Source organism: Rhodopirellula sp. MGV, from assembly GCF_002251265.1.
GTDB classification, from domain to species: domain Bacteria; phylum Planctomycetota; class Planctomycetia; order Pirellulales; family Pirellulaceae; genus Stieleria; species Stieleria baltica_A.
Window position 1 is genome coordinate 175,605 of sequence record NZ_NPDI01000020.1, and the last position, 14,807, is coordinate 190,411.

13 protein-coding genes and 1 pseudogene are annotated in these 14,807 nt (G+C 55.4%); 10 read left to right on the top strand and 4 right to left on the bottom strand.

Features of this window, described 5'->3' with window-relative positions:
• The first annotated feature begins 349 nt into the window (after positions 1–349).
• Together CGZ80_RS06830 and rnc are read left to right on the top strand one after the other, a co-directional pair.
• Positions 350–583 (top strand): hypothetical protein, encoded by a 234-nt coding sequence (locus CGZ80_RS06830; protein WP_094412656.1) that lies wholly within the window; start codon positions 350–352, stop codon positions 581–583.
• Positions 580–1,341, top strand: a complete 762-nt coding sequence (gene rnc, locus CGZ80_RS06835) for a ribonuclease III (protein WP_094412658.1) — start codon at positions 580–582, stop codon at positions 1,339–1,341. The genes CGZ80_RS06830 and rnc overlap by 4 nt, the downstream gene beginning before the upstream one ends.
• A 142-nt stretch (positions 1,342–1,483) precedes the next feature.
• On the opposite strand, the gene CGZ80_RS06840 is transcribed toward rnc, so the two are convergent.
• A complete protein-coding gene (locus tag CGZ80_RS06840) occupies positions 1,484–1,906 on the bottom strand; it encodes an acyl-CoA thioesterase (protein ID WP_094412660.1) in 423 nt (140 codons plus the stop codon).
• Between the two features lie 143 nt (positions 1,907–2,049).
• On the opposite strand from CGZ80_RS06840, the gene CGZ80_RS06845 reads away from it, so the two are divergent.
• Together CGZ80_RS06845 and CGZ80_RS06850 are read left to right on the top strand one after the other, a co-directional pair.
• A complete protein-coding gene (locus tag CGZ80_RS06845; protein WP_094412662.1) occupies positions 2,050–3,057 on the top strand; it encodes a 6-bladed beta-propeller in 1,008 nt (335 codons plus the stop codon).
• Between the two features lie 181 nt (positions 3,058–3,238).
• Positions 3,239–3,703: an acetolactate synthase gene (locus tag CGZ80_RS06850; protein ID WP_198953643.1), complete on the top strand. Its 465-nt coding sequence runs from the start codon at positions 3,239–3,241 to the stop codon at positions 3,701–3,703.
• A gap of 123 nt (positions 3,704–3,826) precedes the next feature.
• On the opposite strand, the gene csrA is transcribed toward CGZ80_RS06850, so the two are convergent.
• Positions 3,827–4,051 carry a carbon storage regulator CsrA gene (csrA, locus tag CGZ80_RS06855; RefSeq protein ID WP_094412666.1) on the bottom strand — a complete coding sequence of 75 codons (225 nt, stop codon included), beginning with the start codon at positions 4,049–4,051 and terminating at the stop codon, positions 3,827–3,829.
• A gap of 628 nt (positions 4,052–4,679) precedes the next feature.
• Positions 4,680–5,105, bottom strand: a pseudogene (gene fliW, locus CGZ80_RS06865) (flagellar assembly protein FliW); the annotation flags it as partial.
• A 134-nt stretch (positions 5,106–5,239) separates the two neighbouring features.
• Here fliW and CGZ80_RS06870 point away from each other — a divergent pair.
• From CGZ80_RS06870 to CGZ80_RS06895, 6 genes are all read left to right on the top strand, one after another.
• Entirely contained in the window at positions 5,240–5,851 is a 612-nt protein-coding gene (locus tag CGZ80_RS06870; RefSeq protein ID WP_233216091.1) for a TerB family tellurite resistance protein, read from the top strand.
• The gene (locus CGZ80_RS06875) at positions 5,851–6,624 is read left to right on the top strand and encodes a methyltransferase (RefSeq protein WP_158222590.1); all 774 of its coding nucleotides are present in this window, start codon (positions 5,851–5,853) and stop codon (positions 6,622–6,624) included. Before CGZ80_RS06870 ends, CGZ80_RS06875 begins: the two co-directional genes overlap by 1 nt.
• A gap of 197 nt (positions 6,625–6,821) precedes the next feature.
• A complete protein-coding gene (locus CGZ80_RS06880; protein ID WP_094412676.1) occupies positions 6,822–7,163 on the top strand; it encodes a hypothetical protein in 342 nt (113 codons plus the stop codon).
• Between the two features lie 241 nt (positions 7,164–7,404).
• Positions 7,405–8,742, top strand: coding sequence for an efflux RND transporter periplasmic adaptor subunit (locus tag CGZ80_RS06885; protein ID WP_094412678.1), 1,338 nt, complete (start codon positions 7,405–7,407; stop codon positions 8,740–8,742).
• A gap of 5 nt (positions 8,743–8,747) precedes the next feature.
• Positions 8,748–12,266: an efflux RND transporter permease subunit gene (locus CGZ80_RS06890; protein ID WP_094412680.1), complete on the top strand. Its 3,519-nt coding sequence runs from the start codon at positions 8,748–8,750 to the stop codon at positions 12,264–12,266.
• Complete coding sequence (locus CGZ80_RS06895; protein ID WP_094412682.1) at positions 12,266–13,090, top strand: putative RNA methyltransferase; 825 nt, start codon at positions 12,266–12,268, stop codon at positions 13,088–13,090. Before CGZ80_RS06890 ends, CGZ80_RS06895 begins: the two co-directional genes overlap by 1 nt.
• 107 nt (positions 13,091–13,197) lie before the next feature.
• Here the strand turns inward: CGZ80_RS06895 and CGZ80_RS06900 are convergent, their stop codons facing one another.
• Complete coding sequence (locus CGZ80_RS06900) at positions 13,198–14,370, bottom strand: DUF1559 domain-containing protein (RefSeq protein ID WP_094412684.1); 1,173 nt, start codon at positions 14,368–14,370, stop codon at positions 13,198–13,200.
• Positions 14,371–14,807: the final 437 nt, after the last annotated feature.

Here is a 14,807-nt window from a genome sequence, read left to right on the forward strand (position 1 = left end):
TCTACCGCGCAGACGGGGGACCTGTTAGTTTATCTTTACCGCGTCGCATACCGGCGGGCGGGTCGGGAAACGTTAGAAACGCCACCCCGATCGCCGGCGTGTGACATGACCTGAATCAACTTCGGGGCGGCTGCCGGGGATCGATCCTCTCTCACCAGATGCTTCCCTGGCGGTCAACGTACGAAGCCGATCGATTCAGTCCCTGTCAATCTTTTCGTTGCCATTTCGTCATTGCAGATCATCCGTCGGTTATCGAACCGTTCGGACGCACCCTGACGCTCCGTTCAACGACAACGTTCGACGCGTGTGATTTGAGCTTTCGTTCGTTTCCACGTGTATTCTGATAACGTTGTCTGATTCTCAATTCGACGATTTAAAATCGGCTGGCGATGCTTCGTCTGCACGCCCAAATTCCGCAGCGGCGAATGACGCCGCCGCGAACCAAGCCGATCGGTCCGCATCGATGCATTCCGATGATGTTACCCCCGCGGCAAAGGCTTCCGCCGCAGCGGCTCAGACTGCCAAGCGGCGTTCCGGTAGCGAATTGGCCTCTGCGATTGATAGCGATGGTGAACCAAGCTGACGCCCAATTTGCGGCAGCTGGACAGTGATTCAGAGCATGGTGACAAGATCTTACGATGTCAGGAATTGATCGACTATCAATTCAAGGACATCGAACTGCTTCGGAATGCACTCACTCATGCTTCGGGCGCATCGCATCGTTTAGCGAGCAACGAACGATTGGAGTTTCTCGGTGATGCCGTTCTCGGTTTTGTCGTCTGTTCCTGGTTGTACGACGAATACCCCGACTACAACGAAGGCGATTTGACAAAGATCAAGTCAGCCGTTGTCAGCAGGCGAACATGTGGCAAGGTTGCTTGTCAAATCGGTTTGGACGAATGCCTGATCGTCGGACGCGGTGTAACGCGAAATCGAAGCTATCCGCGGTCACTCGTTAGCGACGTGTTTGAATCGATCGTCGCCGCGTTGTATTTGGACGGTGGTCATCAAGTGGTGCGCGAGAGGTTGGTGCGGTGGTTGCGGCCTGAGGTCGAAGCTGCGGTGCAAAGCCAAGGCGCGACGAACTACAAGTCGACGTTACAGCAACGCGCCCAGCGCGATATCGCATGCACGCCGCAATACCGTTTGAAACGCGAGATGGGCCCTGATCATCGCAAGTCGTTCTTGATCAGCGCGGTAATTGACGGCGAAGAATTCACGGCAGCTTGGGGCAGCAACAAAAAGGAAGCGGAGCAGAAGGCCGCCGCTAACGCGCTCGCCGAAATGAGCGGCGAAGCGATCCCGTTTCCCTTGACCGAAGACTTCACCGTTGGCGAATAAGCAGGCTTAGCATCCCGTTGAATTTCGAACGCCGCCTTCCATGCTTCGAAAGTAGCGTTCTCTTCCGTTGCAGTTGCTGAGCAGAAGGCGACAGAGGGACAGAACGAATTTGAAAATCAACAGGCCGCTCACTTGCACGCGGTTAGGCGTCCTGCTTCGCGATCAAGTCACTAAGGGCTAGGAACTCGGCGGGCAGTTTCTTAGGGCGTCCTTCGGGGTCAACGCAGGCGATCGTCGATTCCGCTTCGGCAAGCACTAATTCGCCGCGCGAGACTTTGTAGTGGTGTTTGATTCGTACTTTGCGGATCTCTGTCGTTTCAACAACGACTTGCAAAAGGTCATCGAAATCAGCCGGGGCAAAGTAGCGGACGTTCATTTCGGTGACGACCAGCAAACGTCCGGAGTCCTCGATGTCCTTGTAAGGCATGCCGCCGGCGCGCAACATTTCCACGCGAGCGTCTTCGAAGTAGTTCAAGTAGTTCGAATGGTGGACCCGTCGCTGCCCATCGGTCTGATGGTATCCCACACGAAGCTCGTGGGTGTACTTTAAAAGGGCGTTGCTCATCGCTTGGTCAGTCTGTTGTGAATGATCGAATGCGGCACAGCATAAAGGCGATGTGAAAGATCGTCACCACGTTTGACCGCGAGTGGCTACAATTGGCGTCGAGGACGCTTGTCCGCCATAACTACCTACCATTTTTGTGATTGATGATGTCGAAGTCTGTTGTGTTGTCGTGCTTGCTGTTGGTGCTTTCCGGTGTCCCCGTCGCCGCGGTGGAACCCGTTCGTATGGGTGCCGGCGAGATGACATTCGAAACCGTCCCCGGGTGGGGGCTGCGTCCCGATGGGAATTCGGCGACCGGCGCGACTCATGGTGGAGTGGTGATCGATCGTGAGGGCAATATTTATTTCAGCGCTCACGCGGGTGTGTTTGTCTTTTCACCAGAAGGCAAAGTAATCCATTCGTACCTCGGCGGTGACTACACCAATTTGCACGACATCGAAATCCGTGAGGAAGATGGCGAGGAATACATCTATGGCGCTCGAAACAACGACGCCGAAGGCATCAAATTCCGCATCAAGGGCGGCGAAGTCGTTCTGCGTTTGCGATTCCCAGAAGAGTCAGGCCTGGGGCTAAAACGCATGAGCCCCACCGCGATCACCGTCGCGGCCAACGGTGACATTTACCTGTCCGACGGTTACGCGAGCAACTACATCTTTGTGTACGACAAAAACGGCAAGTACCTGCGTCACTTCGGCAAAAAAGGCAACGGCACGCAGGAGTTCAACACCGCCCACGGGATGACAATCGATACCCGCTATGAACCCAACCGCTTGTTGATCTGCGACCGAAATCACCAACCCAAAGGTCGGTTGGTGCACTACGACTTGGAAGGAAACTTCATCGAGGAAGTGATCACCGGTTTGGGAATGCCGTGCTCATTGTCGATCAACGGAGATTTCGTATCGGTGCCCGACCTGCACGGCCGTTTGGTGATCTTGGACAAGACCAATACGATTATTTCCGTGTTGGGAAACAATCCAGATCGTCAAAACGGACCGAACTTCAACATCCCCCAATCTGAATGGTTAGAAGGCGTTTTCAGCGGAACGCACGGCTCGTTCTGGGATAAAGAGGGTAATCTGTACGTACAGGACTGGAATGTATCGGGGCGTGTTCGAAAGTTGGTACGCGTACCACTACAACCGAATTGACCTCCGCAAAGTAAAACACGTAAACTTTTCGGTTTCAGCAGCGGGTCGATTGGCAAGACAGTTGGTGTGGGCAATTGAAGTCTTCTTAGCCAACGGTGTCAGATAACCCACGGAGTGCCGAAGAGACGAGGCCGAGATGGAATCAGATCAGGGAAGCGGATCGGGAACCAAATTTGAAACGATGCGGGGACGTAATTTTCCCGCACTTCGTCAGTTCACGATCTTTTTAGAAAACCGCGTTGGCCAGCTATTAGAAGTCGTGCGTCGATTCGAAGGCACCGGCATACGAATCTGTGCACTATCGATTAACGATGCCGCCGAGTGTGCGTTCGTCCGATTTTTGGTGAGCGATGCAGATCGTGGACGCGAGATCCTCGAACGCAGCGGATTGGCGCTGATCGAAACGGACTTGATCGGCGTCCAGTTGCCCGAAGGGCCGCAGCCGTTACTGCGCGTCTGTACGGCGCTGCTTCAGGCCGAGTTGAACATTATCCAGACCTACCCATTGATCATTCGTCCTCACGGCAAACCTGCCGTCGCGATCATGGTCGAGAACATCGAGGTGGCGATGGAGACCTTGAACGAAAAAGGGTTCACGATCATCACCGAGGGGGATCTGGACGATAACCCCACGATGGATCAATAGCGGCAGACGCTGGCTGGCGTTCTGCCCTGACGATCAAGCCTCACCCTATCTTACAGGGTATCAGCTTTCGAATCGACTGCATGGCGACCGAGACTGTGATGTTCGGTCGCCTGGCAGGGCGGGCTATTCGCGCGGCGGTTTGACGTCTTTCGTCGCAGCCGAACTGGTTTGCGAAGCACGACGGTTCTCGCGTTGGATCGCGTCGTAAACTTCTTGACGGTGCACTGGGATGGATTGTGGCGCCTCGATACCCAAGCGCACTTTGTCGCCACGGATATCAACGATCGTGACAACAACGTCGTCGCCAATCATGATGCTTTCATCGCGGTGTCGGGATAGGACCAGCATGTTGGCCTCGACATCATTGAATACAAGAGGTAACGGATTTAGCTATATACGGTGCTGCGGGTCGACTGTAGGAGGATTCACCGGAGGTAAATCACAGTCATCCGCAAAGGTACGACGAGTGGCCAGCACTGAAGTGGCCCGTCGCCTGGGGTGTTCATCGTCGCAAGTGACACTGAATTTGATATCGTTTGCCAGAAGTCGGCAGATACCGGTCGTGACGGTCGCTCCCTCCAACCCGGTTGATTCGAAGTTCGTGCTTCAAACGCCACCATGCGTCGGTTTGTTGCGGCACAAGCGGACCAACCCATGTAATGCGACCGCGTTGGCGATCACAGCACATCACGTCCCCCAAATCGAATTCGCCAGTCGAACTTCAATCGGTAACGCTGGCGTTTCGCCTATCCCAATGAAGTCGGACAGAATCGCGGGTTTGTCACGAGTGACAGAGTCGCGTGGGGCGACTGGTCGCCGACAAATCCACTGTCGTTTAGGCAGCGGATTTCTTTGTTGAGGCGAACAGGCCAGCCGCGTTCTTGGTGAATGCCGGCACTGGGTTTCCGGTCGCAACAATCGCCGCGTCGGTTTGCTTGGCGGCAGCTCGCGGTGCAACGAGTTCACGGACCACGTTTGACGCACCGGCAAACGAGTTGACCGGCTGTTGCAGTGGGTATTCGTTGTCGGTGATGATCTGGCAACCCAAGCGTCGGCTTAGATTCAAGACGATCGGCGACCGCAGGTTCGTGGTCAGCTTGCCAGAGTGTCCTGAAATGGTGGTCAGGACGTATGTTTCCGAGCCCGGTTTAAGATGTAAGCTGGTCAGCTCACGGCGTGAAACTTGAATCCGATAGTCGGGGAAGAACGCCCGGGGACTAATCAAGGGAAGCGCACGGTCACCACGGGAGGCACTTTGCAGCCAAGCGACTGCTTCGTTTTCCAGATCGGGCAACAGTGCCCAGTCTCGCAGGGATTCCATGCCGATCAGGCCAGCGGGAAACAGGAACAATTGATCTTGATCCAGCGAGATCGTTCCAAATCGTTGTGTTTCGATTCGCATCGCGTAGGCTCGGACGCTTCAGATGTTTTTGGATAGGTTTACAATATCGTTATCGGCGGACGTATCGCACGAATCGACAAAATCGGTAAAGAAGGACCAAGATCCAGAGTGCCCCTATGATTCTGATCGGAACGATGAATCTCACGCGGACACGCGACTCGGGGCAGTTCTATTGCCCGGGGTGCCGATCCAATCAAGAGTTCCGGCTCCGCGCCAGGAGGCCATTCTTGACGTTGTATTTCATTCCTGTCGTTCCGATCGGCGGAGCTGAGTTGTTTGTTGTCTGCAGCAACTGCCGCGAAAAATGGGACCCGACGGTCTTGCAGGTTGACCCCAAGGGGAGCGAACAGGTTCAGCGGGATCAGTTTTGCGATGAAGCTCTAAAGAGCGCGATCTTGGTTGTGCTCCATGACGGATTTATCAGCGAAACGGAAATCGATGCGTTGATTCGGATCGGCAATCATCTGCTGGGTCAACCGATCGATCGTGAAGTCCTCGGCGAGATGTGTTCGATCGCCGAACAAAACCAAATCCGCGCATCGAATTACGTGACAACCGTTGCCAAGCGTTGGTCACCCGATCAAAAACGCGAAGCACTCCAGGCAATGTTCTTGGCGGCAACCGCCGAAGGCACGCTGGATGATTCGCAAATCAAGTTGCTTACCGCAATGAAGCAAACGTTGGAATTGGATGACCGAACGTACCAGGCCGCCATCGATGAGGCTTTGCAATGGGAACATGTGTAGTGCGACGAACCGCGTTACTGATTTTGCTGGTGAGCGTCGTTGTCAGTGGCGGGTGCACCAACAATCGAACCGACCTGGACTACTCGTACAACATCGAGCAACGGATTCCGAATGATGGCGATCTGCCGGGGGACATGATTCAGTTTGAGCAGGTGTTCTGGGAGCCGAGTGATTCGGCGTCGCTCCGCAAGTTGATTCGAGAAGACTCCATTGCCCAAGGCAGGCGGGTCTTAGAGATCGGAACCGGAACCGGGGTGATCGCGCTTACCTGTGCCGAACACGGCGCCAAGCAAGTGATCGCGACGGACATTAACCCGGCCGCAGTTGCCAACGCACGTTACAACGCGGCCAACTTAGACTTGGAGCAAAACCTGGAAATCCGCCAAGTTGACGAAGCTACGCCGGGCGCGTTTTCCGTTTTGCAAGGTGAGCCACGATTTGATTTGATCATTTCAAATCCGCCTTGGGAGGACGGCGACATTAAACGTCCATTGGACTACGCATTCTACGATCCAGGTTTCGAATTGATGGATTCGATTCTTGACGGCCTGCCAAACCATCTGAGCCCCGGTGGTCGTTGCTTGCTGACATACGGTCATGTCCCGGCGATCGAACGGTTGCAAGCGGAGGCCACACGCCGTGGCTTGCAATGCAAGGTGCTCGATGACCGAGATCTCAAAGCGTTGCCGAAAGATTTCTTACCTGGCATGTTGGTCGAGTTGCGATTGGGGCGTGATCTAATCCCCAACGATGCCGCAAGTCGCGACGAGTGACCCTCAATTTCAACAGCGTGGTCCTGGACCACAAAAATGCTTGCGGCGCCGAGTTTCGCCCTATTACCATGAACATCGTTGGGAACGCGACCGTGTCGAGTGAACAACGCGAATGCTTGACGTGAGTCCTGCATCGAAGTGAAGCTGGTTCTACCTTGTCTTTTTTGTAAACCAACTGATGTGAGTCGGAATCGCCTATGATCCACTACACTTGTGATCGCTGCAAACGCACGATCGATCCGGAAACGGAACTGCGATACGTTGTCGAGATCGACATTCGTGCCGCCTGTTGCCAAGACCCCAGTCAATCGTTTCATCAAGAAAGCGATGAAGACGAGGTGGATCATTTGGCCGAACTGCATGATCAGTTGCAGCGGGAATTGAATCCCGATTTCGATGCGCCGCACAGTTGTGCTGATGACGAGGAGTTCGTTGACACAACCGAACGGTTTGATCTCTGTCCGCAGTGTCATGAGATCTTTGCCAGCAATCCACTCGGGCGTGATGTTCCCGTCGGTCTCGGCTTCAGCAACAACTGAATCGGAGCCGCGCGTCGATACGATCGGAGTTGTCGAATGCTCCCAGTAAGCTTTTCGAACCCACGAAAAGTCTTGCATTCTTGATGGCGAAGCGGGGTGGCGAGATAGGATGGCGATTGAAAGCCAACTATGCTTAAACGTCCGCGAAGGCTCCCCCGCCACACAAGCGTTTCGCTTCCCCGCCAGTCTCCCCACCTCCAACGGCTACACGTGTGGCACGGCCGTTGTCTAGATTTGCCCAATGACCGCCCGCCAGTTTACCTGCCGGTCTGTGCTGCTCGTCTTTGTTAGCAGTCTGCTTTGCTGCCCTGTCGGCACCGCACTTTCCCAAGAGCCGGCCGCCGAGCGTCCCCTAAAGCCGGTGACCGCAAGCGAACTTCGAACCGGCCTCTCAAAGTCCTCCTATCAGCTGTTGGGGACGATCACGCCCAATCGCCGCTCGACCTTGGGCTATGCCGTTGCCGGCCGAATGAAATCGCTTAACGCCCGTCGCGGTGATCGCGTCCAATCCGGTGAAGCGATTTCACAGTTGCAGACCGATGTGATCAAGCTCGAGATCGCTGCCGCCGAAGCGGAATTACAACTTGCCCGGCAGCAACTCGCCGAGTTGGAATCCGGTTCTCGAAAGGAAGACATCGCGGAAGGGAAAGCGCGAATGGATGCCGCTCGCGCGGTCGCTCGCAAATCCGCCGGCCAACTCGTTCGTATGCAGCGGCTTGTCCAATCACAAGCGGCGTCGGCAGACGAGCTCGACGTCGCGATCGCCGAAGCCGATTCATCCAAAGAGTTGCTCGCGGCAGCCAGCATTGCGTACGACCGCTTAGTCGCCGGCCCACGAAAAGAGCAAATCGCCCAAGCCAAAGCACGTGTCGATTTGCAGACCAAGCAAGTCGAACTGCTTCAAGACCGTCTAACCAAACACACCTTAAAAGCACCGTTCGATGGATATGTCATCAACGAGTTTACCGACGCCGGTGCTTGGGTCAGCTCAGGTGACCCGGTTCTTGAGATGATCGAACTGGACACGGTCAAGATTGAAGTGGCCGTGCCTGCATCGCAGATTGTGAATGTTCAAACCGGGCAATCGATCCGCGTGCAAAGCGATGATCGCAAGGATGCTTTGATCGTTGGCAAAGTCGAACGCATTGTTCCTGCCGCTGACTCGCGTGCGCGAACGTTCCCAATGTTGGTCAAAGTAAACAATCAATTGGTCGGCGACACACCGATGTTGTTGAGTGGGATGGTCATACGGGTGTTCCTTCCAGCGGGGACTGCATCCGAATCAATGTTTGTACCGACCGATTCCATCGTTCTCGAAAGTGGTGGGCAATCGGTATTTGTCATTGATGTGGAAGGCGATGCCGATGCCGACAGGGCTGCCGGCGCTGGCCGGGACGGTGTATCCGAGGATGGAACGGTAGTCGGTACTGTTCGCAAAGTCCCTGTCGAGTTAGGCGTCGCTGACGGCGAGTGGATCGCGGTGCGTGGACGTCTACAAAATGTCCGCTGGGTTGTTACGCGCGGCAACGAAGGCTTGATCGAAGGCGACAAGGTGGAGGCGGCCGCTTCCCGCGGCTGAGACCGATGTTTGAATCGCTGATCCGGAATCCGGTCAAGGTCTATGTCGGGGCCATCTTGGCGGCGCTATTCGGAACGTTGTCTCTGGGGCTGATTCCAAAGCAATTGGTCCCCGAAGTCGAAAACCCGGTGTTGACGATCCAGACGTCATGGCCGGGGGCGAGCCCACAAGAAATCGAACGCGAAATCATCATTGAACAAGAGGAGCAACTTCAGGGCGTCGAAGGCCTCGTCAAAATGTCGTCCAATTGCAGCGTCTCGCGAGCCGAACTGACACTGGAATTTGAACTGGGGACCAACATCGACGATGCGTTGGCTCGTGTGAACACGCGATTGCAGCAGGTGCGTGAATACCCGCTCGACGCTGGCGAGCCGGTGATCGAAGCGTCAAACGTTTCCGATCGACCAATTGCCCGGTTTGCACTCACGCCTCGTCCTCCCACGGCCCAGCAAATCGCCGCGTTTCAATCCGAGCATCCGGATCTCGCCGAAATGCTTGAACCATCGCGGTTGGCAAGCAACTCGGCGCTGCGAGTGTTTCGCTTGAACCAATGTATGGAGCAAAACCTGGAACAGTTCCCTTCGCTGCAATCGCTGCAGCCGCCGCCGATTGATTTGGAACAGCTTCGCAAGTTTTCCGAAGACTTTGTCGAACCTCGCTTGGAACGTGTTGCCGGTGTGTCCAATGCGGAAACCAACGGCGGACGTGAAGAAGAGCTTCAAGTGATCGTCGATCCGGCAAAACTGGCCGCCAGCCAGATCACGATCGGTCAGATTCGTGACGCGCTCAATCGCCAGAACAGCGATACGACGGCGGGCGATATCTTTCAAGGCAAACGCACTTGGGTGATTCGGACTTTGGGGCAATTTCGTGATCCCAAGCAGGTCGAACGCCAATTACTAGTCAGTGAAGGCAACACGCGGGTCTATGTTGGCGATGTCGCCGAGGTCAAGCTTGGCTACAAAGATCGCGACAGTATCTCGCGTCGCTATGGGACCGAAAGCATCGGCGTCAGCGTGAGTCGCGTCACGGGCGCAAACGTCTTGCAGGTGATGCAGGGCCTGCGCCGGGCCGAGCGAGAATTGAATGAAGGTTTCCTGAAACGCGAAAACCTCGAGCTGTTTCAGTACTACGACGAAACCGAGTACATCGAATCGGCAATCGAGTTGGTCATCCGCAACATGCTGATCGGTAGTGCGGTCACGATCATTGTGTTGATGTTGTTCTTGCACTTTGGCCACGAGACGTTGTTGGCGGGGACCGCGATCGGTGCCACTGCGCTAGCATCGGTCTATGTGTCACCATGGTTTTATGTCGCCACGGTGTTGCTGATTCTGTTTGCCGGTTACCGCTACGCCCGCGGGGCGCTCGTCGCGGCGATCGCAATTCCGATCAGTATTTGCGGGGCGTTCCTTTGCATGACGATGCTGGGGCGTTCTTTGAACGTGATTTCGCTGGCCGGTATGGCATTCGCCGTGGGCATGTTGGTCGACAACGCGGTCGTTGTGCTTGAAAACGTCATTCGTCGTCGGCAATTGGGCGAATCCGCATTTCGCGCGTCCTCACGCGGCGTCGGCGAAGTCGCTGGTGCAATCGTTGCCTCGACGTTAACCACCATCGCGGTGTTCTTGCCGGTCATCTTTGTCGAAGCGACGGCGGGGCAATTGTTTCGCGACATCGCGCTTGCAATCAGTTGTGGCATCGCGTTTTCGATGTTGGTTTCGTTTACCGTAATTCCAACTGCGGCATCGCGTCTGTTCAGTCAACGCAAAGGTCAATCAGAGCCGGTCGTTCCAGCACCGCGAAAGCCCTGGTGGATCGAGCGGATGATTTTGGGAGCTTCGTCAGGTTTGGTGTCGAGTGTTGTGAATTTCAACAGCTGGATCTTGAAAGCTCGCTTCCGATCCGTTGCAGTCGTCGTCGTGATGACCGGCGTCTCTATATTGCTTAGCTACCTGCTCTGGCCGAAAGTCGAGTACCTGCCCACAGGGAACCGGAACTTCGTCTTTGCACGGTTCTCAGTCCCGCCGGGATACAATTTGGACGAGTTGTCTGACATCGGTGCGATTGTCGAAGACCGCTTGCGCCCGTACTGGGATATCGATGAAGGCCAAGGTCCCAGCAACGGCAGCGACGCGCCGGTCGTCGATTATTACTTCTGCGGGATTCGCGAACGAAGTTTGTTCATGGGGTTTCGAGCCCGAAATGAAAGCCGCGCCGCCGAGTTGATCCCGTTGATACTTGATGCCGGAAAAGGGTTGCCTGGAATCCGCGTGATGGCGAGCCAATCCAGTCTGTTCGGCCGCGGGATGACGGGGGGACGTACAATCGATATTGAAATCTCCGGCCCCGAACTCGAACGGATGGCGGAAATCGCCGGGCGTGTATTGGATGATGTCGATCGCTTGATGCCAGGTGCTCAAGCGTCGGCTCAGCCGAGTTTGGAACTGGCCAGCCCCGAAATCCATCTGCGCCCGAAACTGCTCGCGACTTCGGAAATGGGAATCGACACCACCAATCTTGGTTACGTGGTCGATGCATTGGTTGACGGCGCCTACGCGGGCGACTACTTCGTTGGCGGCGACAAGATCGACATGACGATCAAATCAAACACCGACGCCGCGAAGGACCCGCAATCGTTGATGTCGCTTCCGTTGGCCACTCAAGAAGGCGAGATCGTGCCTTTGCTTGCGGTCGCAGACATGAAATATGGTAGCGGACCGGAGCAAATTCAGCGTCGGGAACGGCTCCGGGCAATCACAATCCAGGTAAGCCCGCCGGACGACATGCCGCTCGAAGCAGCGATGGACATGGTCAACAACCAAATCGTCAACCCACTGGTCGACGAGGGAGTGATCGGAAACGAATACTTTGTTGCACTGTCCGGGACGGCCGATAAGTTGCGTCAGGCCTGGGACGCCCTGCAATTTAACTTTCTGCTCGCGCTGTTGATCACTTACCTGTTGATGGCGGCGCTGTTCGAATCGTGGCTGTATCCCTTCGTCGTGATTTTTAGCGTGCCACTCGGTGCGGTCGGAGGGATCGTGGGATTGTGGCTGTTGAATTTTTTCGTCAATCAGTCCTTGGACGTTTTGACGATGTTGGGATTCATCATTCTAATCGGGACAGTGGTTAACAACGCGATCCTGATCGTTCACCAGTCCTTGGTCCATATGCGAGAAGAACATCTCGCACCGATCGATGCGGTGCCGTTGAGCGTGAAAACGCGAATTCGTCCGATTTGTATCACGACGCTAACCACCGTGTTGGGTTTGTTGCCGTTGGTGCTATTTCCCGGTGCGGGCAGCGAGCTTTACCGTGGATTGGGCGTCGTTTTCCTAGGCGGCATGGTCATTTCCACTCTGTTCACTTTGATTTTGGTTCCGGTCGTGTTTGTGTTGATGATGGATCTGCGTCGTGCTTTGAAGTGGTCGCCAGAGTGGGAGCTTGGTCCAGCTCTGGCAAAGGATCCCGCGATGGTCGATGAATCGGCTGCTACGCCCTCGTTGCAATCGGCAAGCTGATGTTCCCGTTACGTTGTTCGGTTCGTGGATGCCAGGGTTCCTTAGAGCGTCAGGACCGATCGCTGCGCTGTCCGGCGGGCCATACGTTTGATCTCGCCCGCGAAGGTTACTTTAATCTCACGCAGCCTCAGGATCGCCGCAGCAAGAATCCTGGCGATAGCGATACGGCCGTCCTGGCCCGTCAACGTTGGGTCCAGCGAGGGCACATGCAAGGCCTGGTCGAAGCGATCAAGGCGATCCTTGCCGAGACGTCGCTCGCAATGGCAGCGGCGCCAACGATTGATCTCGGTTGTGGCGAAGGCAGTTTCGGCAAAGCGATTTTTGCCGACGCGCCAGAACAGTTCTGTGGTTTCGATTTATCGAAGCGTGCGGTCCGATTGGCAGCCCGTCACTGGCCAGAAGCGAATTGGGTTTTGGCCAACGCCGATCGAGTTCTGCCGCTCGCAGATCAATCTGTTTGCCGAGTTATTTCGCTGTTTGGGCGACGACCAGCCGGCGAAATTGTTCGCGTCCTCGAAGATGGCGGTCTCTGTTTAATCGCTGTCCCTGGTCAAGACGACTTAATCGAATTGCGTGAGCAGGTTCAATTATCTGGGCACCGTCGCAGTCGCACCGAAGCGATCATTGGCGAGCTAACCGATGCTGGGCTTCAATTGGTCGAGCATCGCTGCTGGACGCACGCAGAGCGTCTGGACAAGGATGCGATCGAAGACGCACTGGCGATGACGTATCGAGCTGTTCGGAACTCGCAGAACGCTCGGCTCGCAGAGGTTGATGCGATGATGGTAACGCTACACGCGGACCTCTTGTTGCTGCGCAAGTAACGCCGCATGAATCGGCGATCCCAAATCGCATTAAAAAACCCTCTTGCCGAAGCAAGAGGGTTTCGATTTTTGGTCGTGCCGTTGGCGATCAAATCGCCCTTGGCGGATTACTCTTCCAAGGATGCTGTTTCTTTCGAAGCACGCGTTCCCAATGCTCCCCACAATCCATAGGGACTCTTGCGGGTCTTCGCGCCACCGGTCGGCCAGTTCGGAGTGTTGGCACTTAGGTTTCCGGTGTCGATTGACTCAGTGATGAACGTCACCGCACCGTCACCCATCAGCACGTGTGCGCCACCAGGGTGCCGACTGCCGACGGTAAACATCCCGTCTGAACCGTCACCCGACCACGCACAGCTGACTTTGTTTGGTCCCATGATCGTTGTGATACTGGTCATCACTGGACGACCATCGGTCCAACGCATCCCTTTGTTTTGTGAAACCGACCAGTTGTTTACGTTCGTGCCTTCCAGGTGGAAGTTCGGTTCTTGCGGGTCGATTGTGTCTTCGCAAGCAATTGGGGTGATAAAGAAGTCGGCATTCGAACCACGGTTAACGACGGTCGCGCGAACTTCAAGTTGGTTGTTGTCAACGACGATTTCGCCGCAAGCGATCGTGTTGCTCAAACCGTCCAGCATGTCGCGGAATTTGGTCACCCGGCGTGTTTCGAAGAAGCCACGGTTGTGGCAGTTTCGTCGTGCCGGTGCACACCAACCCAGCTCTTCGCCACGCTCACCGCGACAGGAGTGGTTGTTACTAGCGACGCCGTCACCAAGGCTTGCCGCATAGTTGGTGAAGCCTTCAAAGTTGGCCGGTGGTTGGGTCGGATCACTTGGGCAGCGATACGTGCTGATCTGCGTCACCCAAGGCGTGTAGCTTCGGTCCCATGGTACCGGTCCCATCGCCGCAAACGGTGGTACCCGATCGCTGCCGTCATGGTTTACGGCACGTGGGCTGGAAATCATGTCCCACAAGCCCTGCTGCTCGATAAACGATGTCAGCGGCACCAAGAAGCAAAGCAGGTGTCGGTTTCCGTTATTCGCATTGCTGCTGCCGGAAACGAACGTACCACCACTTTGAACCGGCAACTGTTTGTATGCCGAGTGGTAGTTGTGCAGTCCTAACCCGATCTGTTTGAAGTTGTTGCTGCAGCTCATGCGGCGAGCGGCTTCTCGAGCGGCTTGTACCGCTGGGAGTAGAAGTCCGACCAGGATTCCAATGATCGCAATCACAACCAGCAATTCCACCAGGGTAAAACCCTGTCGAACGCGCGTCGTTTTCATAGAGAGAGATCCCGCGAAAAGAATGGATGAATGCGTGACGCTGACGGGTAGCAAGGCGGAATAGCGTCACGTAAGCAATGTGATGATGTTTATTTCGCCAAAATGCGTCTTTAGCCCGACACCACCAAGTGTGGGCGTATGGGGCTGATCGGACAATGGAATATTGCGCAGAATTGATGCAAAATTTCTAAAAAGGGGCCTGCCTTGCCCTCTGACGGGGAGGTCTTTGTGCCGAATCGGACGGGGATTGTGAAAGTCCCCGGTCGGCGCGTCCCGAATGGAAGAAAACTTGTGCGACAAGCTTGTGTTGAGTGCCGAACCTAGCGGCGATCGCGAACGGGCTTCGCGGCAAAAAAATGGGCGTTAACGCACTAATGTCGTTAACGCCTGTGCAGTTAATCGTTGATCTATTGATCGCTTATGCGTTCCATCTCTGA

Excerpts from the sequence above, each read along its gene's own strand:
- CGZ80_RS06885 (WP_094412678.1), top strand. The coding sequence starts at position 7,405 with ATGACCGCCCGCCAGTTTACCTGCCGGTCTGTGCTGCTCGTCTTTGTT.
- CGZ80_RS06845 (WP_094412662.1), top strand. The coding sequence starts at position 2,050 with ATGATGTCGAAGTCTGTTGTGTTGTCGTGCTTGCTGTTGGTGCTTTCC.
- CGZ80_RS06870 (WP_233216091.1), top strand. The coding sequence starts at position 5,240 with ATGAATCTCACGCGGACACGCGACTCGGGGCAGTTCTATTGCCCGGGG.
- csrA (WP_094412666.1), bottom strand. The coding sequence starts at position 4,051 with ATGCTGGTCCTATCCCGACACCGCGATGAAAGCATCATGATTGGCGAC.
- CGZ80_RS06850 (WP_198953643.1), top strand. The coding sequence starts at position 3,239 with ATGCGGGGACGTAATTTTCCCGCACTTCGTCAGTTCACGATCTTTTTA.
- CGZ80_RS06840 (WP_094412660.1), bottom strand. The coding sequence starts at position 1,906 with ATGAGCAACGCCCTTTTAAAGTACACCCACGAGCTTCGTGTGGGATAC.
- CGZ80_RS06880 (WP_094412676.1), top strand. The coding sequence starts at position 6,822 with ATGATCCACTACACTTGTGATCGCTGCAAACGCACGATCGATCCGGAA.
- CGZ80_RS06895 (WP_094412682.1), top strand. The coding sequence starts at position 12,266 with ATGTTCCCGTTACGTTGTTCGGTTCGTGGATGCCAGGGTTCCTTAGAG.
- CGZ80_RS06890 (WP_094412680.1), top strand. The coding sequence starts at position 8,748 with ATGTTTGAATCGCTGATCCGGAATCCGGTCAAGGTCTATGTCGGGGCC.
- CGZ80_RS06900 (WP_094412684.1), bottom strand. The coding sequence starts at position 14,370 with ATGAAAACGACGCGCGTTCGACAGGGTTTTACCCTGGTGGAATTGCTG.